Source organism: Burkholderia sp. BCC1998 (assembly GCF_905339875.1).
GTDB lineage: Bacteria > Pseudomonadota > Gammaproteobacteria > Burkholderiales > Burkholderiaceae > Burkholderia.
This window is the reverse complement of the sequence record NZ_CAJPHE010000020.1, coordinates 112,089-136,457: the sequence shown is the minus strand read 5'-3', so window position 1 is coordinate 136,457 and position 24,369 is coordinate 112,089. Positions and strand designations below refer to the sequence as shown.

At 67.1% G+C, this 24,369-nt stretch carries 21 protein-coding genes, 1 pseudogene and 1 riboswitch; of the genes and pseudogenes, 21 read left to right on the top strand and 1 reads right to left on the bottom strand.

The window, feature by feature from the left end; translation table 11 throughout:
* Positions 1–262: 262 nt before the first annotated feature.
* The 5 genes and pseudogenes from U5A56_RS28565 to thpR all read left to right on the top strand — a co-directional run bounded on the left by U5A56_RS28565 (position 263) and on the right by thpR (position 8,663).
* The gene (locus tag U5A56_RS28565) at positions 263–4,966 is read left to right on the top strand and encodes a glutamate synthase-related protein (RefSeq protein WP_321925771.1); all 4,704 of its coding nucleotides are present in this window, start codon (positions 263–265) and stop codon (positions 4,964–4,966) included.
* Between the two features lie 85 nt (positions 4,967–5,051).
* Positions 5,052–6,518 carry a glutamate synthase subunit beta gene (locus tag U5A56_RS28560; RefSeq protein WP_044845973.1) on the top strand — a complete coding sequence of 489 codons (1,467 nt, stop codon included), beginning with the start codon at positions 5,052–5,054 and terminating at the stop codon, positions 6,516–6,518.
* 209 nt (positions 6,519–6,727) lie between these two features.
* Positions 6,728–7,261 carry an RICIN domain-containing protein gene (locus U5A56_RS28555; protein WP_052664703.1) on the top strand — a complete coding sequence of 178 codons (534 nt, stop codon included), beginning with the start codon at positions 6,728–6,730 and terminating at the stop codon, positions 7,259–7,261.
* Positions 7,262–7,815: 554 nt separating this feature from the next.
* Positions 7,816–8,001 (top strand): annotated as a pseudogene (locus tag U5A56_RS28550) (alanine:cation symporter family protein); the annotation flags it as partial.
* A gap of 113 nt (positions 8,002–8,114) precedes the next feature.
* Positions 8,115–8,663, top strand: a complete 549-nt coding sequence (gene thpR / locus U5A56_RS28545) for an RNA 2',3'-cyclic phosphodiesterase (RefSeq protein WP_044845971.1) — start codon at positions 8,115–8,117, stop codon at positions 8,661–8,663.
* Between the two features lie 65 nt (positions 8,664–8,728).
* Here the strand turns inward: thpR and U5A56_RS28540 are convergent, their stop codons facing one another.
* Positions 8,729–10,498 carry an ABC transporter ATP-binding protein/permease gene (locus tag U5A56_RS28540; protein WP_044845970.1) on the bottom strand — a complete coding sequence of 590 codons (1,770 nt, stop codon included), beginning with the start codon at positions 10,496–10,498 and terminating at the stop codon, positions 8,729–8,731.
* A 268-nt stretch (positions 10,499–10,766) separates the two neighbouring features.
* Positions 10,767–10,890: riboswitch (TPP riboswitch) on the top strand.
* A gap of 234 nt (positions 10,891–11,124) precedes the next feature.
* Here U5A56_RS28540 and U5A56_RS28535 point away from each other — a divergent pair.
* From U5A56_RS28535 to hisD, 16 genes are all read left to right on the top strand, one after another.
* Positions 11,125–12,261 (top strand): FAD-dependent oxidoreductase, encoded by a 1,137-nt coding sequence (locus U5A56_RS28535; protein WP_321925768.1) that lies wholly within the window; start codon positions 11,125–11,127, stop codon positions 12,259–12,261.
* A 32-nt stretch (positions 12,262–12,293) separates the two neighbouring features.
* Positions 12,294–12,491, top strand: coding sequence for a sulfur carrier protein ThiS (gene thiS / locus U5A56_RS28530; RefSeq protein ID WP_014898319.1), 198 nt, complete (start codon positions 12,294–12,296; stop codon positions 12,489–12,491).
* A 38-nt stretch (positions 12,492–12,529) separates the two neighbouring features.
* Positions 12,530–13,345, top strand: a complete 816-nt coding sequence (locus tag U5A56_RS28525; RefSeq protein ID WP_039322226.1) for a thiazole synthase — start codon at positions 12,530–12,532, stop codon at positions 13,343–13,345.
* Positions 13,342–14,466: a thiamine phosphate synthase gene (thiE, locus tag U5A56_RS28520; RefSeq protein ID WP_321925766.1), complete on the top strand. Its 1,125-nt coding sequence runs from the start codon at positions 13,342–13,344 to the stop codon at positions 14,464–14,466. Before U5A56_RS28525 ends, thiE begins: the two co-directional genes overlap by 4 nt.
* A gap of 84 nt (positions 14,467–14,550) precedes the next feature.
* Positions 14,551–15,372: an ABC transporter ATP-binding protein gene (locus tag U5A56_RS28515; RefSeq protein ID WP_044845966.1), complete on the top strand. Its 822-nt coding sequence runs from the start codon at positions 14,551–14,553 to the stop codon at positions 15,370–15,372.
* The gene (gene mlaE / locus U5A56_RS28510; RefSeq protein ID WP_321925764.1) at positions 15,369–16,136 is read left to right on the top strand and encodes a lipid asymmetry maintenance ABC transporter permease subunit MlaE; all 768 of its coding nucleotides are present in this window, start codon (positions 15,369–15,371) and stop codon (positions 16,134–16,136) included. The genes U5A56_RS28515 and mlaE overlap by 4 nt, the downstream gene beginning before the upstream one ends.
* Positions 16,137–16,160: 24 nt before the next feature.
* On the top strand, positions 16,161–16,721 hold the full coding sequence (gene mlaD / locus U5A56_RS28505; protein WP_044845964.1) for an outer membrane lipid asymmetry maintenance protein MlaD: 561 nt from the start codon (positions 16,161–16,163) through the stop codon (positions 16,719–16,721).
* A gap of 32 nt (positions 16,722–16,753) precedes the next feature.
* Positions 16,754–17,719, top strand: coding sequence for a VacJ family lipoprotein (locus tag U5A56_RS28500; protein WP_044845963.1), 966 nt, complete (start codon positions 16,754–16,756; stop codon positions 17,717–17,719).
* A 110-nt stretch (positions 17,720–17,829) separates the two neighbouring features.
* Entirely contained in the window at positions 17,830–18,459 is a 630-nt protein-coding gene (locus U5A56_RS28495) for a phospholipid-binding protein MlaC (protein WP_044846000.1), read from the top strand.
* On the top strand, positions 18,456–18,731 hold the full coding sequence (locus tag U5A56_RS28490) for a lipid asymmetry maintenance protein MlaB (protein ID WP_044845962.1): 276 nt from the start codon (positions 18,456–18,458) through the stop codon (positions 18,729–18,731). Before U5A56_RS28495 ends, U5A56_RS28490 begins: the two co-directional genes overlap by 4 nt.
* A gap of 192 nt (positions 18,732–18,923) precedes the next feature.
* Positions 18,924–19,850, top strand: coding sequence for an ABC transporter ATP-binding protein (locus tag U5A56_RS28485; RefSeq protein WP_321925761.1), 927 nt, complete (start codon positions 18,924–18,926; stop codon positions 19,848–19,850).
* A complete protein-coding gene (locus U5A56_RS28480; protein WP_321925759.1) occupies positions 19,847–20,602 on the top strand; it encodes an ABC transporter permease in 756 nt (251 codons plus the stop codon). The genes U5A56_RS28485 and U5A56_RS28480 overlap by 4 nt, the downstream gene beginning before the upstream one ends.
* 50 nt (positions 20,603–20,652) lie before the next feature.
* Positions 20,653–20,892 carry a BolA family protein gene (locus U5A56_RS28475; protein WP_006477131.1) on the top strand — a complete coding sequence of 80 codons (240 nt, stop codon included), beginning with the start codon at positions 20,653–20,655 and terminating at the stop codon, positions 20,890–20,892.
* A 14-nt stretch (positions 20,893–20,906) separates the two neighbouring features.
* Positions 20,907–22,256, top strand: coding sequence for a UDP-N-acetylglucosamine 1-carboxyvinyltransferase (murA, locus tag U5A56_RS28470; RefSeq protein ID WP_044845959.1), 1,350 nt, complete (start codon positions 20,907–20,909; stop codon positions 22,254–22,256).
* A complete protein-coding gene (gene hisG, locus U5A56_RS28465; RefSeq protein ID WP_006751807.1) occupies positions 22,253–22,906 on the top strand; it encodes an ATP phosphoribosyltransferase in 654 nt (217 codons plus the stop codon). The genes murA and hisG overlap by 4 nt, the downstream gene beginning before the upstream one ends.
* A 24-nt stretch (positions 22,907–22,930) precedes the next feature.
* A complete protein-coding gene (gene hisD, locus U5A56_RS28460) occupies positions 22,931–24,247 on the top strand; it encodes a histidinol dehydrogenase (protein ID WP_044845958.1) in 1,317 nt (438 codons plus the stop codon).
* Positions 24,248–24,369 lie beyond the last annotated feature (122 nt).

Sequence of the window (24,369 nt, the reverse complement as noted above, 5' to 3'; positions counted from 1 at the left end):
GCTGCGGGCGCCGCTTCTTTTTGCACCAAAACGATACGGCCCCAATAAAACGGCACCAGATCCGAGCATTGGTTTAAATGGGGTTAGATCAAGCGGTTTTTGTTGCTATTCCTTTGATTCGTCGCGTATATTCCGAATTCCGGTGGCCCGGGTGAAGCTCGCCCAACCACTGTCGGCCGTGCCGTCTCCCGTCGGGAGCGGGATCGACGGCAACAAAAAAATGGTTCAACGGCCCTCGAGGCCCCTTTACGACGGTGTCCCCATGAACGACCACCAGCAGCCGCTCGCCGCGGTGCCCGCCGCACAAGGTCTGTACGACCCGCAAAACGAACACGACGCCTGCGGCGTCGGCTTCGTCGCTCACATCAAGGGCAAGAAGAGCCACGAGATCATTCAGCAGGGTCTGAAGATCCTCGAGAACCTCGATCACCGCGGCGCGGTCGGTGCCGATCCGCTGATGGGCGACGGCGCCGGCATCCTGATCCAGATTCCGGACGCGTTCTATCGCGAGGAAATGTCGAAGCAGGGCGTGACGCTGCCGCCGGCCGGCGAATATGGGGTCGGCATGATCTTCCTGCCGAAGGAAAATGCATCGCGTCTCGCGTGCGAGCAGGAGCTCGAGCGGACGGTGCGGGCAGAAGGGCAGGTCGTGCTCGGCTGGCGCGACGTGCCGGTCGACCATACGATGCCGATCTCGCCGACGGTCAAGGCGAGCGAGCCGCTGATCCGCCAGATCTTCATCGGCCGCGGCAAGGACATCATGGTGACGGACGCGCTCGAGCGGAAGCTGTACGTGATCCGCAAGACCGCGAGCCACCGCATCCAGGCGCTGAAGCTCAAGCACGGCAAGGAATACTTCGTGCCGTCGATGTCGGCGCGCACGATCGTCTACAAGGGGCTGCTGCTGGCGGGCCAGGTCGGCGTGTACTACCGCGACCTGCAGGACGCGCGCGTCGTGTCGGCGCTCGCGCTCGTGCACCAGCGCTTCTCGACCAACACGTTCCCGGCCTGGGAGCTGGCGCACCCGTACCGGATGATCGCGCACAACGGCGAGATCAACACCGTGAAGGGCAACGTGAACTGGCTGAACGCGCGTACCGGCGCGATCGCGTCGCACGTGCTCGGCGACGACCTGCCGAAGCTGTGGCCGCTGATCTACCCGGGCCAGTCGGACACCGCATCGTTCGACAACTGTCTCGAACTGCTGGTGATGGCCGGCTACCCGCTCGTGCACGCGGTGATGATGATGATCCCGGAAGCCTGGGAACAGCACACGCTGATGGACGAGAACCGCCGCGCGTTCTACGAATACCACGCCGCGATGATGGAGCCGTGGGACGGCCCCGCCGCGATCGCGTTTACCGACGGCCGCCAGATCGGCGCGACGCTCGACCGTAACGGCCTGCGCCCGGCGCGCTACATCGTGACCGACGACGACCTCGTCATCATGGCGTCGGAAGCCGGCACGCTGCAGATCCCCGAATCGAAGATCGTCAAGAAGTGGCGCCTGCAGCCGGGCAAGATGTTCCTGATCGACATGGAACACGGCCGCATCATCGACGACAAGGAGCTCAAGGACAACCTCGCGAACGCGAAGCCGTACAAGAGCTGGATCGACGCCGTGCGCATCAAGCTCGACGAGATCGAGCCGAAGGCCGAGGACGTCGCGGCCGGCCGCACGCAGGGCGCCGCGCTGCTCGACCGCCAGCAGGCGTTCGGCTATACGCAGGAAGACCTGAAGTTCCTGATGGCGCCGATGGCGCAGCAGGGCGAAGAGGCCGTCGGCTCGATGGGCAACGACTCGCCGCTCGCGGTGATGTCGAACAAGAACAAGACGCTCTATCACTACTTCAAGCAGCTGTTCGCGCAGGTCACGAACCCGCCGATCGACCCGATCCGCGAGAACATGGTGATGTCGCTCGTGTCGTTCATCGGCCCGAAGCCGAACCTGCTCGACACGAACAACATCAACCCGCCGATGCGTCTCGAAGTGTCGCAGCCGGTGCTCGACTTCAAGGACATCGCGAAGATCCGCGCGATCGACCAGTACACGGGCGGCAAGTTCAGCGCGTACGAACTGAACATCTGCTACCCGGTCGCATGGGGCAAGGAAGGCATCGAGGCGCGCCTCGCGTCGCTGTGCGCGGAAGCCGTCGACGCGGTCAAGTCGGGCTACAACATGCTGATCGTGTCGGACCGCAAGACGGACGCCGAGCACGTCGCGATTCCGGCGCTGCTCGCCACGTCGGCGATCCACTCGCACCTCGTCCAGCAAGGGCTGCGCACGAGCACGGGCCTCGTCGTCGAGACGGGCTCCGCACGCGAGACGCACCACTTCGCGCTGCTCGCGGGCTACGGCGCGGAAGCCGTGCACCCGTACCTCGCGATGGAAACGCTCGCGAAGATGGCCGAAGGCCTGTCGGGCGACCTGTCGCCGGAGAAGGCCGTCTACAACTTCACGAAGGCGGTCGGCAAGGGCCTGCAGAAGGTGATGTCGAAGATGGGCATCTCGACGTACATGTCGTACACGGGCGCGCAGATCTTCGAAGCGCTCGGCCTGTCGAGCGACCTCGTCGAGAAGTACTTCAAGGGCACGGCCTCGAAGGTCGGCGGTATCGGCCTGTTCGAAGTCGCGGAAGAAGCGATCCGCCTGCACCGCGATGCGTTCGGCGACAACCCGGTCTTGCGCGACATGCTCGACGCGGGCGGCGAGTACGCGTATCGCGTGCGCGGCGAAGACCACATGTGGACGCCGGACTCGATCGCGAAGCTCCAGCACGCGACGCGCAGTAACTCGTACCAGACCTACAAGGAATACGCGCACCTGATCAACGACCAGACCAAGCGTCACATGACGTTCCGCGGCCTGTTCGAGTTCAAGGTCGAGCCGACCAAGGCGATCCCGATCGAAAACGTCGAACCGGCGAAGGACATCGTGAAGCGCTTCGCGACGGGCGCGATGTCGCTCGGTTCGATCAGCACGGAAGCGCACGCGACGCTCGCGATCGCGATGAACCGGATCGGCGGCAAGTCGAACACCGGCGAAGGCGGCGAGGACGAGAAGCGCTACCGCAACGAACTGCGCGGCATTCCGATCAAGTCGGGCGAGACGCTGAAGTCGGTGATCGGCGACGAGATCGTCAGCGACATTCCGCTGAAGGACGGCGATTCGCTGCGCTCGAAGATCAAGCAGGTCGCGTCGGGCCGCTTCGGCGTCACCGCCGAGTACCTGGCATCGGCCGACCAGATCCAGATCAAGATGGCGCAGGGCGCGAAGCCGGGCGAAGGCGGCCAGCTGCCGGGCCACAAGGTGTCCGAGTACATCGGCAAGCTGCGTTACTCGGTGCCGGGCGTCGGCCTGATCTCGCCGCCGCCGCACCATGACATCTACTCGATCGAGGATCTGGCGCAGCTGATCCACGACCTGAAGAACGTGAACCCGAGCTCGAGCATCTCGGTGAAGCTGGTGTCGGAAGTCGGCGTCGGCACGGTCGCGGCCGGTGTCGCGAAGGCGAAGGCCGACCACGTCGTGATCGCCGGCCATGACGGCGGCACGGGCGCGTCGCCGCTGTCGTCGGTCAAGCATGCGGGCACGCCGTGGGAACTCGGCCTCGCCGAAACGCAGCAGACGCTGGTGCTGAACCGCCTGCGCGGCCGCATCCGCGTGCAGGCCGACGGCCAGATGAAGACGGGCCGCGACGTCGTGATCGGCGCGCTGCTCGGCGCGGACGAATTCGGCTTCGCGACGGCACCGCTCGTCGTCGAAGGCTGCATCATGATGCGCAAGTGCCACCTGAACACGTGCCCGGTCGGCGTCGCGACGCAGGATCCGGTGCTGCGTGCGAAGTTCCAGGGCCAGCCCGAGCACGTCGTGAACTACTTCTTCTTCGTCGCCGAGGAAGTGCGCGAGATCATGGCGCAGCTCGGCGTCGCGAAGTTCGACGACCTGATCGGCCGTGCCGACCTGCTCGATACGCGCAAGGGCATCGAGCACTGGAAGGCGAAGGGCCTCGACTTCTCGCGCGTGTTTTACCAGCCGGAAGAGTGCGAGGACGTCGCGCCGCGTCACGTCGACGTGCAGGATCACGGCCTCGAGCGCGCGCTCGACCACGTGCTGATCGAGAAGGCGAAGGCCGCGATCGAGAACGGCGAGCATGTGTCGTTCATCCAGCCGGTGCGCAACGTGAACCGGACGGTCGGCGCGATGCTGTCGGGCGTGATCGCGAAGAAGCACGGCCACGAAGGCCTGGCCGACGACGCGGTGCACATCCAGCTGAAGGGCACGGCCGGCCAGAGCTTCGGCGCGTTCCTCGCGAAGGGCGTGACGCTCGATCTCGTCGGCGACGGCAACGACTACGTCGGCAAGGGCCTGTCGGGCGGCCGGATCATCATCCGTCCGACCAACGACTTCCGCGGCAAGTCCGAGGAAAACATCATCTGCGGCAACACGGTGATGTACGGCGCGATCGAAGGCGAATCGTTCTTCCGCGGCGTCGCGGGCGAGCGCTTCTGCGTGCGTAACTCGGGCGCGACGGCGGTCGTCGAAGGCACGGGCGACCACGGTTGCGAATACATGACGGGCGGCACGGTCGTCGTGCTCGGCGAAACCGGGCGCAACTTCGCGGCCGGCATGTCGGGCGGTCTCGCGTACATCTACGATCCGGAAGGCACGTTCGCGGCGAAGTGCAACAAGTCGATGGTCGCGCTCGAGCCGGTGCTGCAGCAGGCCGAGCAGGAGCGCACGGTCGACCGCGCGCTCTGGCATGCGGGCACGACGGACGAAGCGCTGCTCAAGGGGCTCGTCGAGCGTCATTTCCAGTTCACGGGTTCGCCGCGCGCGAAGTCGCTGCTGGAAAACTGGGACGCGGCGCGCCGCCAGTTCGTGAAGGTGTTCCCGCACGAATACAAGCGCGCGCTGGGCGAGATCGGTGCGAAGAAGGCGGCGAAGGAAGTGCTGGCCGCCTGAGCGACGAACGACATAGCGAATGCCGCGCGCGCCTGACGGCCGCGCGCGGCTCCCCCACCCGATACACCGAACAGAAGAGCACCTTATGGGCAAGGCAACCGGTTTTCTGGAGTTCGAACGCCGCCACGAGGCGTACGAAGCACCGCTCACGCGCGTGAAGCACTACAAGGAATTCGTCGCGGCGCTGACCGACGCGGACGCGAAGGTCCAGGGCGCACGCTGCATGGACTGCGGCATCCCGTTCTGCAACAACGGCTGCCCGGTCAACAACATCATTCCGGACTTCAACGATCTCGTTTACCGCCAGGACTGGCAGCAGGCGATCGAAGTCCTGCATTCGACCAACAACTTCCCCGAGTTCACGGGCCGCATCTGCCCGGCGCCGTGCGAGGCAGCCTGCACGCTCGGGATCAACAACGATCCGGTCGGCATCAAGTCGATCGAGCACGCGATCATCGACAAGGCCTGGGCCGAAGGCTGGGTGAAGCCGCTGCCGGCCGAACACAAGACCGGCAAGAAAGTCGCGGTCGTCGGTTCGGGCCCCGCGGGCCTCGCCGCCGCGCAGCAGCTCGCGCGTGCCGGCCACGACGTGACGGTGTTCGAGAAGAACGATCGCGTCGGCGGCCTGCTGCGTTACGGGATCCCCGACTTCAAGCTCGAGAAGTGGCTGATCGATCGCCGCATGCGCCAGATGGAAGCGGAAGGCGTGACGTTCCGCACCAGCGTGTTCATCGGCAAGGATCCGCTGCCCGAGTCGATCGGCAGCCTCGCGAAGGAAACCATTTCGCCGGACACGCTGAAGGAAGAATTCGACGCGGTCGTGATCGCGGGCGGTTCGGAAACGCCGCGCGACCTGCCGGTGCCGGGCCGCGAACTCGCGGGCGTGCATTTCGCGATGGACTTCCTGCCGCAGCAGAACCGCGTGAACGCGGGCGACAAGCTCGCCGACCAGCTGCTCGCGAAGGGCAAGCACGTGATCGTGATCGGCGGCGGCGATACGGGTTCGGACTGCGTCGGCACGTCGAACCGTCACGGCGCGAAGCAGGTCACGCAGTTCGAGCTGCTGCCGCAGCCGCCGGAAGAGGAAAACAAGCCGCTCGTGTGGCCGTACTGGCCGATCAAGCTGCGCACGTCGTCGTCGCACGAGGAAGGCTGCGAGCGTGACTGGGCGGTCGCGACCAAGCGTCTCGAAGGCAAGAACGGCAAGGTCGAGAAGCTGATCGCGGTGCGCGTCGAGTGGAAGGACGGCAAGATGCAGGAAGTGCCGGGCTCCGAGTTCGAGATGAAGGCCGACCTGGTGCTGCTCGCGATGGGCTTCACGCAGCCGGCAGCCACCGTGCTCGAGGCATTCGGCGTCGCGAAGGATGCACGCGGCAACGCGCGCGCGGCGACCGAAGGCGATCGCTCGTACTACACGTCGGTCGACAAGGTGTTCGCGGCAGGCGACATGCGTCGCGGCCAGTCGCTCGTCGTCTGGGCGATCCGCGAAGGCCGCCAGTGCGCGCGCTCGGTCGACGCGTACCTGATGGGGCATTCGGAACTGCCGCGCTGAGCTGAAGCGCGCGAGCGGGTTTCGAGGAAAACCGGGCGTCCGAAAGGGCGCCCGGTTTTTTTATTGGGCCGAGCGCTGCCGGCAATCAATAAAGCAGCAATTAAATCGACAATTTATAAAAACAAAAATATCAAACGATATATTGAGGTAGAGATTGAATCGCGGTCTATCGCCGCCTATAGTGATTTTCGCCTGATTAATTCAGGTGCATGAAAAAGGTCTGGTTTTCATACTTTTTGGAGAAAATCATGGCGTATATATCGATGTCGTTTCAGTTTACGCAAGACCCCACGCGCGTCCTCGGTGTTGCCCAGAACAATACCAACGGCAGCGTGATCGGCCCCAATGCCCCGGTACAACTGCGCTACTTCACCGACCCGAATGTGCAGACCCTGTGGGACTACGATCCCACCCACGGTTGCATCATTCTGGATTTCAGCGATTCGAACGGCGGCGGCAAGCTGGCGGTCGACTTCGCAGACGGGAAGGTCGCGCCCGAGACGCCGCTGGTCCTGCGTCCGTTCACGGGGGCGCCGTCGCAGCGCTGGAGCATTTCGATTCGCCCGGGATATATTACGTCCCTCGCCAACACCGGCCTCGTGATCGACGACCATTACGATAGCCTGCAAGCGAACAACCTCGTCTGGGCATTCCCCTACAACGGGACCCACGCACAGCAATGGACGCCGGTTCATGCCTTCCAGGCAGTGGCCGAAAGAGCGCCGCAATCGCTACGAGCATAAGAACGGTTCGTTGTCGCCACGGGAAGGTGGTGCCCGTGGCGGCAAGGGGGGCGGCCCATTCCGTGCGCGAATGCCGTGACCTGGAAAACCGCTTCGGTTCGCCGCATTAATTTCTGCTTTGGCATGCTCGCGTTTTGAGAAATTTTCCATGGCTAATCGGATGGCATGAAAAGCCGGTTCAATGGCGGGTTCTGTTTTTCGTCGTGATTTCTATTTGGCGCTCCGCTATTGCGAACGTTTTCCGGTGCGAAAAGCCGCGAATCGCCCACCGCGCTATTTTCGGACTGGATCGCTACTTGGCGCCGCGCCAACCACTCCGCGTGACGAAGTGCGTGGCTTCGCGGCACACACGAGTTCCAGGCATGCATGCGCCGCTCGCTCCCCCCGTTGCGCGTCCCGCATCTTCCCGAAGCGTCGCCTAACCTGATCACATCGGGCGTTGATGTTTCGTTTCGCGATTTCGAAGCCTTTCGTTTTGTAATACCCATTGAGAACTGTCTTCGCCGCGTTCGCACGGCCGCCGCGTATGACGACCCCATTTACAACGACTCTGGATGGAGGCATTCGTGCATGGGTTGATCGACGCCGCCAACGGCGTGTTGTGGAATGACGTGCTGATCGCACTGCTGCCCGGCGCCGGCAACATGGCCGGCGTCGCGGTCGCGCTGACGGTCGGCGGGGCGGGCGCGATCTTCCGGATGTGGATGACGGCGCTCGTCGGGATGTCGTCGGCGTTCGTTCCCGAACTCGCTCACGTGCTGCCGGCCGACGTGGGGGGCGAGCACGGCCCGCTGCCGCAGCGAGCGGCGCCTGTCGAAGTGGTGGCCGAAGCACGCGTGGCGGTGCGCAAGTCATGAACGGCGACCGGCTCCGAGTGTTCGTCGCACTGATGCCCGATACGGCGTCGCGCGATGCGTTGCACGCGCTGCCGGTCACCCGCGGCGCGCGGCGCACGCTGCCCGCGCAACTGCACGTGACGCTCGCGTTCATCGGCGCGATCGAACGCGCGCGTTGCGACGCGCTGGCCGCACGCCTGCCGGCGCTCGCGGCCGCGCATGCTTTGCCGTTGCAGCCGGTCGAGCGGATTGCATGGTGGCCGAGCCTGCCGCGCGCGAGGCTGATCGTCGCGGAACTCGCGCCCGATCCCGCCTGTGCGGCGCTGAATGCCGAGTTGTCCTCGCTGCTGCGCGAGCTGGGCGTGCCGGCCGACCGCCGGCCGTTCCGGCCACACGTCACGCTCGCGCGGCTGCCGCGCGACGCGGACGGGCAGCCCGCGCACGGCGGCGCGACCGGGCGGCCGGTTGCGCTGCGTTTCGTCGCGCTGACGCTATTTGAAAGCCGGTTGTCGCACGACGGCGTGTCGCATGTGCCGATCGTGTCGGTGCCGATCGTGCCGGCGTAGCGGGAAGACGGGAAGGACGCGGAAGAGAAGGCCGGCGCGGCATGCGCCGGCCTTCTGTTGTGCGGTTACGCGGCGACCTTGTCGCTGTCGTTCACGCGTTCGACGTTGATCGTGCCGACGTGGAACGCGGCCAGCGACTCGCGGTGCGCGATGCTGACGATCGCGGCCTTCGGCAGCCGTTCGGCGAACAGATGATAGAGCCGCGCTTCGTTGTCGGCGTCGAGCGCGCTCGTCGCTTCGTCGAGGAACAGGAAGTCCGGCTTGTGCAGCAGCACGCGCGCGCCGGCGAGACGCTGCTGTTCGCCCGGCGACAGCACGCGCGTCCAGTGGCCGGTCTCGCCGAGGCGCTCGACGTAGTCTTCGAGGCGGCACGCGCGCAGCGCGTCGCGGCACGCGTCGTCGGTGAACGTGTCGGGCGCGGCCGGATACGTGAGCGCTGCTTTCAGCGTGCCGATCGGCAGGTAACTCGTCTGCGGCACGAACATCATCCGCGCGCCGACCGGCGCGTCGATCGCGCCGTCGCCGAACGGCCAGAGGCCCGCGAGCGCGCGCATGAACGTGCTCTTGCCGGAACCCGACTTGCCGATCACGAGCCAGCGCGAGCCGGGTTCGATCGTCACGTTGCCGATGTTCGCGAGCGCGTTGCCGTTCGGCAGCGCGAGCTTCAGCGACGACGTCGACAGCTTCGCGGCATCGACGTAGTGCAGGTTGATGCCGCCGTGCTCGGTCGCGGGCGACAGGCTTTCCTTCAGGTGCGACGTGCCCATCACGCGCTTGAATTCACGCAGACGGTTGACGGTGGCGCGCCATTCGACGAGGGTCGAGTAACTGTTGATGAACCACGAGAACGAATCGCTGACGGTGCCGAACGCGGACGAGATCTGCATCAGCACGCCGAACGAGAACGCGCCGGCGAAATAGCGCGGCGCCGCGACGACGAGCGGGAAGATGATCGCGATCTGCCCGTAAAAGCTCAGCACGAACGTGAGGCGCTTCGTGTACTTCATCACGCGCCACCAGTTGTCGCGAATGCGCGTGAACAGGCTCTGCGCGTTGGCGGTCTCGGTTTTCTCGCCGTCGTAGAACGCGATCTGCTCGGCGTTCTCGCGCACGCGGATCAGCCCGAAGCGGAAGTCGGCCTCGACGCGCTGCTGCTGGTAGTTGATCGACACGAGCGGGTGACCGACCTTCTGGATGATCAGCGAGCCGACCACCGCGTACAGCGCGGCCGCCCACACCATGTAGCCGGGGATCGTGATCGGCGTTGCGCCGAGCGAGAGCGTCAGCGCGCCGGCGAGCGACCACAGGATCGTGATGAACGACACGAGCGTGACGACCGTCGACAGCAGGTCGAGCGACAGCGCGAGCGTCGTCGTCGCGAACGACTGGAGGTCGTCGGTGATCCGCTGGTCGGGGTTGTCGGCGAGACGGTCGCGTTCGATCCGGTAGAACGCGCGATCGCCGAGCCACTGGCCGAGAAACCGGTCGGTCAGCCACTGGCGCCAGCGGAACCCGAGCATCTGGCGCAGGTAGCGGCCGTACACCGCGAGGATGATGAAGCCGAATGCGAGCGCGGAGAACTGCATCAGCAGGTTCGGGAAGTCGTGGACGTCCTTCGACTGCAGCGCGTTGTAGAACTGCGCGTTCCACTTGTTCAGCTTGACGTTGATCCAGACCACGCAGAGGTTGATCGCGATGATCGTGACCAGCAGCCCCCACGCGACTTTCCATTCGGACGACACCCAGTAGGGCTTGATGAGGCTCCATGCGGATACCGGGCGCTCGTCCTGCGGCGCGTCGGAGGCGGAGCGGACGGGATCGATCGATTGGGTCATGTGCTTCCTGATGAGTAGCCGGCGCGCGGGCCGGGCGGAGCCGGACGCGCGCCGCGATACGGCATGCCGGGACGAGGTGCCGACTGACGGCGGGCGTCCGGATGGTGGCCCGCGCGTCTTAAACGGCACTTAAGGCCGGCGGTGACGCGGCAACCGGCCGCTCGCGCGGCCGGCCTGCGGGCATTGTGCCAGAGCGGCGCGGCCCGACGGCGAATTTGCCGCAAGGGGACAGTTTGCGGCGCTTTCCGCTTTTATGGTCTAATGGCCGACGACGAAACAGGGGTGCTTCGAGCGCGGCCGACGGACAGTTCCGGGCAACGCGGCGAGGCTGAGAAAGACCCTTCGCACCCGATCCGGGTAATACCGGCGAGGGAAGTTTCTGATCCCGCCGGGCCGCGCTGGCTGCCATCCCACATGGTCAGCGCCCGAGTCCCGCCCGGCCGGCCTTTGCTGCCGGTTTCGTCCTTTTGGGTACGCGCGTCGCGCGTTACGGAAGGAATGATGACCGCTCAATCTTCAGTCTTTTGCGCTGTTCCCGATCCGCTGTCGCGTGCGTCTGCACGGGACCGTGTGCGCGCGTCGACGTCCGTCGCATGCGCCCGCCTGGTTCGCGGGGAGGGGGCGCGATGAACCTCCATGCTTCCCGGCCGGATATCGCGGTAATCGGCGGCGGCCTCGTCGGCCGCCTGATCGCGTGGCGGCTCGCGGGCGACGGGCATCGCGTCGCGCTGTACGAACGCGGCGGCCCGGACGGCGAGCAGTCGGCCGCGTGGGTCGCGGCCGCGATGCTCGCGCCGCTCGCCGAGGCGGCGAGTGCCGAGCTGCTGATCACCGAGCTCGGCGCCGCATCGCTCGCGCGCTGGCCGCAATGGCTCGCGGAACTGCCCGAACCGGTGTTCTTCCAGCAGCACGGCACGCTCGTCGTCTGGCATCACGCGGATCGTGCCGAGGCGCCGTTGTTCGAGCGGCGCGTGCGCGCGAACGCGCCGGCCGAGCTGTTCGACGGCGGCTTCGTCGCGCTGGCCGGTGCGCAGGTCGACGCGGCCGAGCCCGCGCTCGCGGGGCGCTTCGCGCGCGGCCTGATGCTGCCGCGCGAAGGGCAGCTCGACAACCGGCAGGCGCTGCGCGCGCTCGCGGCGGGCCTCGCGCAACGCGGCGTCGAGCTGCACTGGCACGCGACGATCGACGACGCGAACCGGCCCGACGCGCATTTCACGATCGATTGCCGCGGGCTCGGCGCGAAATCCGCGCTGCCCGCGCTGCGCGGCATCCGCGGCGAGGTCGCGCGCGTGCATGCGCCCGGCATCGGGCTCACGCGGCCCGTGCGGCTGCTGCATCCGCGCTATCCGCTGTACATTGCGCCGAAACAGGACGACCTGTACGTGATCGGCGCAACCGAGGTGGAGGGCGAGGACATGTCGCCCGTCAGCGTGCGCTCGGCGCTCGAACTGCTGAGCGCGGCGTTCTCCGTGCACCCGGCATTCGGCGAGGCGCGCATCCTCGAACTCAACGCGCAGTGCCGCCCGACGCTGCCCGACCATCGCCCGGCGGTGATCTGGGACGGCGCGACGACGCTCGCCGTCAACGGCCTGTACCGGCACGGCTTCATGATCGCGCCGGAAGTCGCGCATGCGGCGGTCGCGTTCGCGCAAGCCGCCCTCGGCGGCACGTTCGCCGATGCCGACGCGTTCGCCGCGTGGCGCGATGCCTCGCGCTGGCCGACGCTCCTTCATCACCGCGACGACGCGCGCCAGCCGGCCTGACGCGCGCCGCCGACCGAATTCGATCAAGCCTCATGGATATCCAGATCAACCAACAGACGCTGACGCTGCCCGACGGCGCGACGGTGGCCGACGCGCTCGCCGCGTACGGCGCGCGTCCGCCGTACGCGGTCGCGCTGAACGGCAATTTCGTCGCGCGCACGCAGCATGCGGCGCGCGCGCTCGCGACGGGCGACAAGCTCGACGTGGTGCACCCCGTCGCGGGCGGCTGAGCGCCGCCGGTTCGCCCCCGCTCTTCCAGGAAAACGACATGACGTCCCTCACTTCCGCCGACGCGCTGACGCTGTACGGCGAAACCTTCGCAAGCCGCGTGCTGCTCGGCACGTCGCGCTATCCGTCGCTGCAGTCGCTGTCCGACTCGATCGCCGCGTCGCGCCCCGGGATGGTGACGGTCGCGCTGCGCCGCCAGATGACCGGCGGCACGGCCGAGGCCGGTTTCTTCGACCTGCTCAAGCGTCACGCGGTGCCGTTGCTGCCGAACACGGCCGGCTGCCAGACCGTCGCCGAGGCGGTGACGACCGCGCACATGGCGCGCGAGGTGTTCGACACCGACTGGATCAAGCTCGAGCTGATCGGCGACGACTACACGCTGCAGCCCGACCCGGTCGGGCTGATCGAGGCGGCCGCGCAACTGGTCAAGGACGGCTTCAAGGTGCTGCCTTACTGCACCGAGGATCTCGTGATCGGCCGGCGCCTGCTCGACGTCGGTTGCGAGGCGCTGATGCCGTGGGGCGCGCCGATCGGCACCGGCAAGGGCGTCGTGAACCCGTACGGGCTGCGCGTGTTGCGCGAGCGGCTGCCGGACGTGCCGCTGATCGTCGACGCGGGGCTCGGGGTGCCGTCGCACGCGTGCCAGGTGATGGAGTGGGGTTTCGACGGCGTGCTGCTGAACACGGCCGTGTCGCAGGCCACGCACCCGGAGATCATGGCGCGCGCGTTCGCGCAGGGCGTCGAGGCCGGCCGTGCGGCCTACCTCGCCGGGCCGATGGATGCGCGCGAGACCGCGCATGCGAGCACGCCGGTCGTCGGGATGCCGTTCTGGCACCAGGACGGGGGCGGCGCATGAGCGCGCGCTTCGCCGATGCCTTCTGGCCGCCGGCCGACGAGCTGGCCGAAGCGGCCGAGCGGATTCGCGCGCGCCTGGGCGACTGGCCGGCCGGCACGACGCCGTGGCGGCTCTGCGTCGTGGCGCCCGACGTGCCGGCCGACGGCGATGTGCTGATCGTGTCGGCCGGCGACCGTGCCGCACAGGCGCGCGCGTCGGCCGCATCGCGCCCCGCATCGCCGGATGCGGTCGCGGTCGAATTCGACGAGCGCGGCGCCGTGCTGCATGCCGCGGGCGTGCGCCACGCGCTGGAAGCCGCGCATCCGCTCGCCGACGACTGGATCGCGGCGCTCGCCGCGTTCCTCGACTGCGGTTTCGCGCCGATCGACGCGCTGGTGCTCGCGCTGGCGTGGCGCGACGGCGACGAAACGCGCGATGCCGATGCGTGGCCGGTCGACGCCGCACGGTTTCCGCGTGTCGCCGGCCTGGCCGCCGCACCGGAGCCGGCATTCCCGCCGTGCCCCGCGCAACTGGGCCTGTATCCGGTCGTCCCGGATGCCGAATGGGTCGAGCGCGTGCTGGATTGCGGCGCGCGGACCGTGCAGCTGCGCGTGAAAGGCGCGGAGCCGGACGCATTGCGCCGGGAGATCGCGCGCGCGGTCGCGGCAGGGCGCCGCTATCCCGATGCGCGCGTGTTCATCAACGATCACTGGCAGATCGCAGTAGAAGAGGGTGCGTACGGCGTACATCTGGGCCAGGAGGATCTGGAAACGGCCGATCTGGCCGCGATCGCGCGCGCCGGCCTGCGGCTCGGGCTGTCGAGCCACGGTTATTACGAGATGTTGCGGGCCTTGCACGAGCGCCCGAGCTATCTGGCGCTCGGTCCCGTCTACGCGACCGCGACCAAGGCAGTCGCGGCGCCGCCGCAGGGCCTGGCGAGAATTGTCCGCTATGCTCGCTTCGCGGGGGCGCGGGCGCCGCTCGTCGCGATCGGCGGCGTGGGGCTCGACGCGTTGCCGGACGTGCTGGCGACGGGCGTCGGCAGCGTCGCGGTCGTCAGTGCGGTAACGGGCGCGATCGATTATCGGGCGGCGATTGTTGCATTGCAGCAATGCTTTGCCCGACAATTTGACAATCATTGACCGCAGGGCCCGGAACGGCGTCACGACATCATTCCAATGCAGGCCCTATAATTCGGCGTTCTGCGTAAAAGGACTGTCAGCTCCGTGAGCCCCACTCCTACCGAGACCCTGCTGGAACTTCGCGACGTCGACTTTGGCTACGGCGACCGCCTCGTCCTGTCGAACCTGAACATGCGCTTCGGGCGCGGCCAGGTCGTCGCCGTCATGGGCGGGTCGGGTTGCGGCAAGACGACCGTGCTGCGCCTGATCGGCGGGCTGGTGCGCGCACGCCGCGGCCAGGTGCTGTTCGACGGCGCCGACGTCGGCGCGCAGACGCGCGACGGCCTGTACGCGCTGCGCCGCAAGATGGGCATGCTGTTCCAGTTCGGCGCGCTGTTTACCGACATGTCCGTGTTCGAGAACGTCGCGTTCGCGCTGCGCGAACACACCGACCTGCCCGACGACCTGATCCGCGATCTGGTGCTGATGAAGCTCAATGCGGTCGGCCTGCGCGGCGCGCGAGACCTGATGCCGTCCGAGGTGTCGGGCGGGATGGCGCGCCGCATCGCGCTCGCGCGCGCGATCGCGCTCGACCCGCAGCTCATCATGTACGACGAACCGTTCGCCGGCCTCGATCCGATCTCGCTCGGCATCACCGCGAACCTGATCCGCACGCTGAACGAGGCGCTCGGCGCGACGTCGATCCTCGTCACGCACGACGTGCCGGAATCGTTCGCGATCGCCGACTACGTGTATTTTCTGGCCAACGGCGGCGTGCTCGCGCAGGGTACGCCCGACGAGCTGCGCGCATCGACCGACCCGAGCGTGCGCCAGTTCATCGACGGCGCGCCGGACGGCCCGTTCAAATTTCATTACACGAGCCCGCCGCTGGCAGCGGATTTCGGGCTCGGCGGAGGGCGCGCATGATCAGCGCGATCGGACGTTACGTCATCGGCGGCCTCGAGTGCGCGGGCTACGGCACGCGGCTGTTCGTGCGCCTCGTGCTGGAATTCTTCCCGCTGTTGCGCCGGCCGCGACTGGTCACGAAGCAGATCCACTTCCTCGGCAACTATTCGTTCGTGATCATCGCCGTGTCGGGCCTGTTCGTCGGCTTCGTGCTCGGCCTGCAGGGCTACTACACGCTGAATCGCTACGGGTCCGAGCAGGCGCTCGGCCTGCTGGTCGCGCTGTCGCTCGTGCGCGAACTCGGCCCGGTCGTGACCGCGCTGCTGTTCGCGGGCCGCGCGGGCACGTCGCTGACGGCCGAGATCGGCCTGATGAAGGCCGGCGAGCAGCTCACCGCGCTCGAGATGATGGCCGTCGACCCGGTCAAGACGGTGATCGCGCCGCGCCTGTGGGCGGGCATCATCGCGATGCCGCTGCTCGCCGCGATCTTCAACGCGGTCGGCGTGCTCGGCGGCTATTTCGTCGGGGTCGTGCTGATCGGCGTCGATCCGGGCGCGTTCTGGTCGCAGATGCAGGGCGGGGTCCAGGTATGGGCCGACGTCGGCAACGGGGTGATCAAGAGCATCGTGTTCGGGTTCGCCGTGACCTTCATTGCGCTGTTTCAAGGGTATGAAGCGAAGCCCACGCCCGAGGGCGTGTCGCGCGCGACGACCAAGACGGTCGTGTTCGCGTCGCTCGCCGTACTCGGCCTCGATTTCCTGCTGACCGCGCTGATGTTCAGCTAAGCCTCAGCCAAGCCAAATTTTGGGATGACGATGAAAAAGACTGCTCTCGACTTCTGGGTCGGCCTGTTCGTGGTGGTGGGCTTCCTTGCGGTGCTGTTCCTGGCGCTCAAGGTCGGCAACATGAGCTCGCTGTCGTTTCAGCCGACCTACTCGGTGCGGATGAAATTCGACAACATCGGCGGGCTGAAGCCGCGCGCGGCCGTGAAGAGCGCGGGTGTCGTGGTCGGCCGCGTGAAGGCGATCGGCTTCGATCCCAACACCTACCAGGCGCTGGTGACGATCGATATCGACGGCCAGTATCCGTTCCCGAAGGATTCGTCCGCGAAGATCCTGACGTCGGGCCTGCTCGGCGAGCAGTACATCGGCCTCGATCCGGGCGGCGACACCGAAATGCTGAAGGCGGGCGATACGATCACGATGACGCAGTCGGCGATCGTGCTCGAGAATCTGATCGGCCAGTTCCTGTACAGCAAGGCAGCCGACGCGGGTGGCGCGAAGCCGGCATCCGGCGCCTCGGCTGCACCGGCGGCGCCCGCACCGGTCGCGGTGCCGGCCTCCGCGGTGTCCGGTTCGGCCGCCCAATAACCACACGAGAGAAAGACCAGAGGGTAATGACCATGCAGACGATCCGCATCAGGCACGCCGCGCTCGCGGTGGCGGCAGTCGCCGCGTTGAGCGGTTGCGCGACCGTGCAGACGCCGACCAAGGGCGATCCGCTCGAAGGCTTCAACCGGTCGATGTACAAGTTCAACGACACGGTCGACACGTACGCGCTGAAACCGGTCGCGAAGGGCTACCAGTACGTGGTGCCGCAGCCGGTGCGCGACAGCGTGACGAACTTCTTCTCGAACATCGGCGACGTCTACATCGCGGCGAACAACATCGTGCAGCTGCGGATCGCGGACGGCGTCGGCGACATCATGCGCGTCGTGATCAACACGGTGTTCGGCGTCGGCGGCCTGTTCGACGTCGCGACGATCGCGAAACTGCCGAAGCACACGGCCGACTTCGGGATCACGATGGGTCGCTACGGCATGCCGTCGGGTCCGTATCTCGTGCTGCCGCTGCTCGGCCCGAGCACGCTGCGCGACACGGCCGGCCTCGGCGTCGACTACGTCGGCAACCCGCTCACCTACGTGAAGCCGGACGGCCTGAGCTGGGGCCTGTTCGGCGTGAACCTCGTCAACACGCGTGCGAACCTGCTCGGCGCGGGCGACGTGCTGGATGCCGCGGCGCTCGACAAGTATTCGTTCGTGCGCAACGCGTACCTGCAACGCCGCCAGATGCTGATCGACAACGCGCGCGGCGAGGCCTCGACGACCTCGAGCAACGATGCGCTGCCGAAGTACGACCTGCCGGACGACGGCGCGGCACCGGCGGCAGCCGGTGCGGCCGGGACGGCGGGCGCCGCGGCAGTCGGTGGCGCGACGGCGCCGGCCGGCGCATCGGGCGCGGCCGTTGCCGCACCGGCGTCGGGTGCCGCCCAGGCGCCGAACCCGGCCAGCGCGACGACCGTGCCGCCGATGCAGGTGGCGCCGCCGTCGCCGGGCGGATTCCGCTTCCCGAGCATCCGGCTGCACTGACGCGCTTACATTCGTTACAGCCGGAAACGATTCAGTCGGTAGCGCACGCGAACCTTCGCGTAATCTACCGGCTCCAACCTTCGCATCGACTCTTCATGCAGGTCTCCATGATGAAAAAACTGTTCCTGATTCCCGTTTTCGCGGCGCTGTTCTCGTTCGGCAGCGCAGCTCACGCGCAAGTCGACCAGTCGAACCCGCAGGCGCTGATCAAGACGGCGACGCAGCAGGTGCTCGACGAGGTCAAGCAGCAGACGATCAAGCAGGGCGACACCAACCGCATCATTACGATCGTCAACAAGGACATCCTGCCGTACACCGATTTCCGCCGCACCACGCAGCTCGCGATGGGCCGCAACTGGCGCACGGCGTCGGCCGAGCAGCAGCAACAGGTTCAGGAGCAGTTCAAGCTGCTGCTGATCCGCACGTATTCGGGCGCGCTTGCGCAGCTGAAGCCGGACCAGCAGATCCAGTACCCGCCGTTCCGTGCCGATCCGGCCGACACCGACGTCGTCGTGAAGACGGTCGCGATGAACAACGGCCAGCCGGTCCAGATCGATTACCGCCTGTACAAGACGGCCAACGGCTGGAAGGTGTATGACCTGAACGTGCTGGGCGCATGGCTGATCCAGACGTACCAGCAGCAGTTCAACGAGAAGATCCAGCAAAGCGGCGTGGACGGCCTGATCAAGTTCCTGACGCAGCGCAACCAGGAACTTGCCGCCGGCAAGCAGGCGTCGTGAGCGGCTTCGCGGCCGGCTCCTCGCTGACCGTCGCGAGCGCGAAGTCCGCGCTCGCGGACGGTCTCGCGCGCATCGACGCGGGCGAAACCGCCGTCGACTGCGCGGCGCTGACGCAGTTCGACTCGTCCGCGCTCGCCGTGCTGCTCGCATGGCAACGTGCCGCCAAAGCGCGCGGCGCGACCCTCGACATCCTCAATCTCCCCTCGAAGCTCGCCAGCCTCGCGCGCGCCTACGGCGTCGACGCGCTCATCGACGGCACCGGGCGACATTGACCCTGTCCGACCGAAGCCTGCCGCGCCAGCCGGCGCGCGCACGCTTCGGGCCGCGCGCCTTAGGCGCCGGCTCCACCAGCCGGTTTGCCCTATAATCAAGCGTTTTGCGGGGCAGCCAATCGGCGTCCGGCCCCCATTTTCTTTCGCAGCAAGCACAGAATAGGCGTCGCGGCCCCTGCGCCGCGCACAGTCATGTCAGCCATAGAAATCCGTCACGTCAAGAAGCGCTACAAATCGCTTCAGGCGCTCAAGGGCGTCAGCCTGTCGGTCGAGGAGGGCGAGTTTTTCGGTCTGCTCGGCCCGAACGGCGCAGGCAAGACCACGCTCATCAGTATCGTCGCCGGGCTCGCCCGGGCCGATGAAGGCAGTATCTCGGTGCGCGGCCACGACGTCGTCAAGGACTTCCGCGGTGCGCGCCGCGCGCTCGGCGTCGTGCCGCAGGAACTCGTGTTCGACCCGTTCTTCACCGTCCGCGAGACGCTGCGGATCCAGTCCGGCTATTTCGGGCTGCGCCGCAACGACGACTGGATCGACGAAGTGATGGCCAATCTCGACCTCACCGAGAAGGCCGACGCGAACATGCGCGCGCTGTCGGGCGGCATGAAGCGCCGCGTGCTGGTCGCACAGGCGCTCGTGCACCGGCCGCCCGTGATCGTGCTCGACGAGCCGACGGCCGGCGTCGACGTCGAGCTGCGCCAGACGCTGTGGAAATTCATCTCGCGGCTGAACCGCGAAGGCCACACGATCGTCCTGACCACGCATTACCTCGAGGAAGCCGAGTCGCTGTGCGACCGCATCGCGATGCTGCGTCGCGGGGAAGTCGTCGCGCTCGACCGCACCGACGCGCTGCTGCGCCGCTTCGCGGGCTTGCAGCTGTACCTGCGGCTGGCAACGGGCGCGCTGCCCGCCGAGCTGCGCGGGCTGGAGACCGATCCGGCCGCACGCGCGCCGGGCGAGCATTTGCTGCGTCTGACGAGCTACGACGATGTCGAGCGGATTCTCGCGCAGTGTCGCGCGGCGGGCTGCACGTTCGACGAGATCGAGGTCCGCAAGGCCGACCTCGAGGATGTGTTCGTCCAGGTGATGAACGGGGCAGAAGTCGTCGAGGGATTGGCATGAGCGGTTTTCAAACGCTGTTCTACAAGGAACTCCTGCGTTTCTGGAAGGTGTCGTTCCAGACGGTGTGCGCACCGATCGTGACGGCGCTGCTGTACCTGACGATCTTCGGCCACGCGCTGTCGGGCCGCGTCGAGGTGTATCCGGGCGTCGAGTACGTGAGCTTCCTGGTCCCCGGCCTCGTGATGATGAGCGTGCTGCAGAACGCATTCGCGAACAGCTCGTCGTCGCTGATCCAGTCGAAGATCACCGGCAACCTCGTGTTCGTGCTGCTGCCGCCGCTGTCCTACCGGGACATGTTCGGCGCGTACGTGCTCGCGTCCGTCGTGCGCGGGCTCGCGGTCGGCGCGGGCGTGTTCGTCGTGACGATCTGGTTTATCCCGATGCATTTCGCGGCGCCGCTGTTCATCATCGCGTTCGCGCTGCTCGGCTCGGCGATCCTCGGCACGCTCGGGCTGATCGCCGGGATCTGGGCCGAGAAGTTCGACCAGCTCGCCGCGTTCCAGAACTTCCTGATCATGCCGCTGACGTTCCTGTCCGGCGTGTTCTATTCGACGCACTCGCTGCCGCCCGTGTGGCGCGAGATCTCGCGTCTCAACCCGTTTTTCTACATGATCGACGGCTTCCGTTTCGGGTTCTTCGGCGCGTCCGACATCAACCCGCTCGCAAGCCTCGCGATCGTCACCGGTTTCTTCGTGCTGCTCGCGATGTTCGCGATGCGGCTGCTCGCGACCGGCTACAAACTGCGTCATTGATATCGACGGCGGCGGCCGCCACGGGCGGCGCGCGCCGACAGGAGCCCCTCATGTTGCCGACTCCCGAACAGGTCAAGCAATACATCGCCGGCGGTCTCGCCTGCACTCATCTGGAAGTCGAAGGCGACGGCCAGCATTTCTTCGCGACGATCGTGTCGGCGGCCTTCGAAGGCAAGCGGCCGATCCAGCGGCACCAGCTCGTCTATGCGGCGCTCGGCGATCGCATGAAGCAGGAAATCCACGCGCTCAGCATGAAGACGCTGACGCCCGCCGAATGGCAGAACGCATAAACCGGAACCACTGAGTGCAAGTCACCGTCAACGAGCGCGACGCCGTCCAGAGCGTCGCCACGGCACACCCGGCCGCCAACGGGGAATCGCAGGGACATGGGATGGACAAGCTGGTGATCGAAGGCGGTCGCCGGTTGTCGGGCGAGATCGTCGTGTCGGGCGCGAAGAACGCCGCGCTGCCGATCCTGTGCGCGGGGCTGCTCAGCGCCGAGCCGGTCGAACTCGACAACGTGCCGAACCTGAAGGACGTGCGCACCACGCTGAAGGTGCTGAACCAGATGGGCGTGAAGAGCGCAACGGACGGCTGCCGCGTGCAGCTCGACGCATCGCGCGTCGACAACCTCGTCGCGCCGTACGAGCTCGTCAAGACGATGCGCGCGTCGATCCTCGTGCTCGGGCCGCTGCTCGCGCGCTTCGGCGAGGCCAAGGTGTCGCTGCCGGGCGGCTGCGCGATCGGTGCGCGGCCGGTCGACCAGCACATCAAGGGCCTGCAGGCGATGGGCGCCGAGATCAGCATCGAGCACGGCTTCATCGAGGCACGCGCGAAGCGCCTGAAGGGCGCGCGCATCGTGACCGACATGATCACGGTGACGGGGACGGAAAACCTGCTGATGGCCGCGACGCTGGCCGACGGCGAGACGGTGATCGAGAACGCGGCGCGCGAGCCGGAAGTGAGCGATCTCGCACACTTGCTGGTCGCGATGGGCGCGAAAATCGACGGCATCGGCACCGACCGCCTCGTGATCCAGGGCGTCGAGCGGCTGCACGGCGCACGCCATTCGGTGATTCCCGACCGCATCGAGGCCGGCACGTTCCTGTGCGCGGTCGCGGCGGCGGGCGGCGACGTGATGCTGACGGGCGTGCGCCCGCACATCCTCGACGCGGTGATCGACAAGCTGCGCGAGGCCGGCGTGTCGATCGAGGAAGGCGACAGCTGGCTGCGCGTGAAGATGGACCGCCGCCCGCAGGCGGTGACGATCCGCACGTCGGAATACCCGGCGTTCCCGACCGACATGCAGGCGCAGTTCATGGCCCTCAATTCGGTCGCGACGGGCACCGCGCAGGTCGTCGAGACCATCTTCGAGAACCGCTTCATGCACGTGCAGGAGCTGAACCGGCTCGGCGCGAACATCACGATCGACGGCAACACGGCGCTCGTGACGGGCGTCGACAAGCTGTCCGGCGCGAACGTGATGGCGACCGACCTGCGCGCGTCGGCGAGCCTCGTGATCGCCGGGCTGCGCGCCGAAGGCGAAACGCTCGTCGACCGCATCTATCACCTGGACCGCGGCTACGACCGCATGGAAACCAAACTGACCGCCGTCGGCGCGAACGTGCGCCGCCTCTCCGGGAGCCAAGCATGACCGCGCCGCTGACCCTCGCCCTGTCGAAGGGCCGGATTTTCGAGGAAACCCTGCCGCTGCTGGCGGCCGCCGGCGTGCAGGTGGCCGAGGATCCGGAAACGTCGCGCAAGCTGATCCTGCCGACGACCGATCCGAACCTGCGCGTGATCATCGTGCGCGCGAGCGACGTGCCGACCTATGTCGAATACGGCGCGGCCGACTTCGGCGTGGCCGGCAAGGACGTGCTGGTCGAGCACGGCGGCTCGGGCCTCTACCAGCCGATCGATCTGAACATTGCACGCTGCCGGATGTCGGTGGCCGTGCCGGCCGGTTTCGACTACGCGAACGCGGTGCGCCAGGGCGCGCGCCTGCGGGTCGCGACCAAGTACGTCGAAACGGCACGCGAACACTTCGCCGCGAAGGGCGTGCACGTCGACCTGATCAAGCTGTACGGCTCGATGGAACTGGCGCCGCTCGTCGGGCTGGCCGACGCGATCGTCGACCTCGTCAGCTCGGGCGGCACGCTGAAGGCGAACAATCTGGTCGAGGTCGAGGAGATCATGGCGATCTCGTCGCGCCTCGTCGTGAACCAGGCTGCGCTGAAGTTGAAGCGCGCGGCGCTCAAGCCGATTCTCGACGCGTTCGAACGCGCGTCGCAGAATGGCAATTGAGCGCATCACCGTAACGGAACTTCCATGGCCATCACCATCCGCAAACTCGATTCGACCAGCGACGGCTTCGACGCCGCGCTGCGTGCGGTGCTCGCGTTCGAGGCGAGCGAGGACGAAGCGATCGAGCAGTCGGTCGCGCAGATTCTCGCCGACGTGAAGTCGCGCGGCGACGCCGCGGTGCTCGAGTACACGAACCGCTTCGACCGGCTGGACGCCAGCAGCGTCGCCGCGCTCGAACTGCCGCAGGACGCGCTGCAGACGGCGCTCGACGGCCTCGCGCCGAAGGCGCGCGCGGCGCTGGAAGCCGCCGCCGCACGCGTGCGGGCGTACCACGAGAAACAGAAGATCGAGTGCGGCACCCATAGCTGGCAGTACACGGAAAGCGACGGCACGGTGCTCGGCCAGAAGGTCACGCCGCTCGACCGCGTCGGCCTGTACGTGCCGGGCGGCAAGGCCGCCTATCCGTCGTCGGTGCTGATGAACGCGATTCCCGCGCGGGTCGCGGGCGTCGGCGAGATCGTGATGGTCGTGCCGACCCCGGACGGCGTGAAGAACGACCTCGTGCTCGCCGCGGCGCTGCTCGGCGGCGTCGATCGCGTGTTCACGATCGGCGGCGCGCAGGCGGTCGGCGCGCTCGCGTACGGCACGGCCACGGTGCCGGCGGTCGACAAGATCTGCGGGCCGGGCAACGCGTACGTCGCGTCGGCCAAGCGCCGCGTGTTCGGCACGGTCGGCATCGACATGATCGCCGGACCGTCGGAAATCCTCGTGCTGTGCGACGGCACGACCGATCCGAGCTGGGTCGCGATGGACCTGTTCTCGCAGGCCGAACACGACGAACTCGCGCAGTCGATCCTGCTGTGCCCGGACGCCGCGTTCCTCGAGCGCGTCGAGAAGGCGATCGACGAGCTGCTGCCGACGATGCCGCGCCAGGACGTGATCCGCGCGTCGCTCGAAGGCCGCGGCGCGCTGATCAAGGTGCGCGACATGGCCGAAGCGTGCCGGATCGCGAACGACATCGCGCCCGAGCACCTCGAGATTTCCGCGCTGGAGCCGCAGCAATGGGGCCAGCAGATCCGCCACGCCGGCGCGATCTTCCTCGGCCGCTACACGAGCGAAAGCCTCGGCGACTACTGCGCCGGCCCGAACCACGTGTTGCCGACCTCGCGCACCGCGCGCTTCTCGTCGCCGCTCGGCGTGTACGACTTCATCAAGCGCTCGAGCCTGATCGAAGTCAGCGCCGAAGGTGCGCAGACGCTGGGCGAGATTGCTTCCGAACTCGCATACGGCGAAGGGCTGCAGGCGCACGCGCGCAGCGCCGAGCTCCGGATGAAGGGGTGAACCGCGCGCCGGAGCCGATGCCGACGCATCGACTCCGGACGACGAGGAGACCAAGCGCAGGGCGGCAGCCGCCGCCCTGCCGACCAATTTGACGCCGGCGCGACGCACGCCGGCTTGAGACC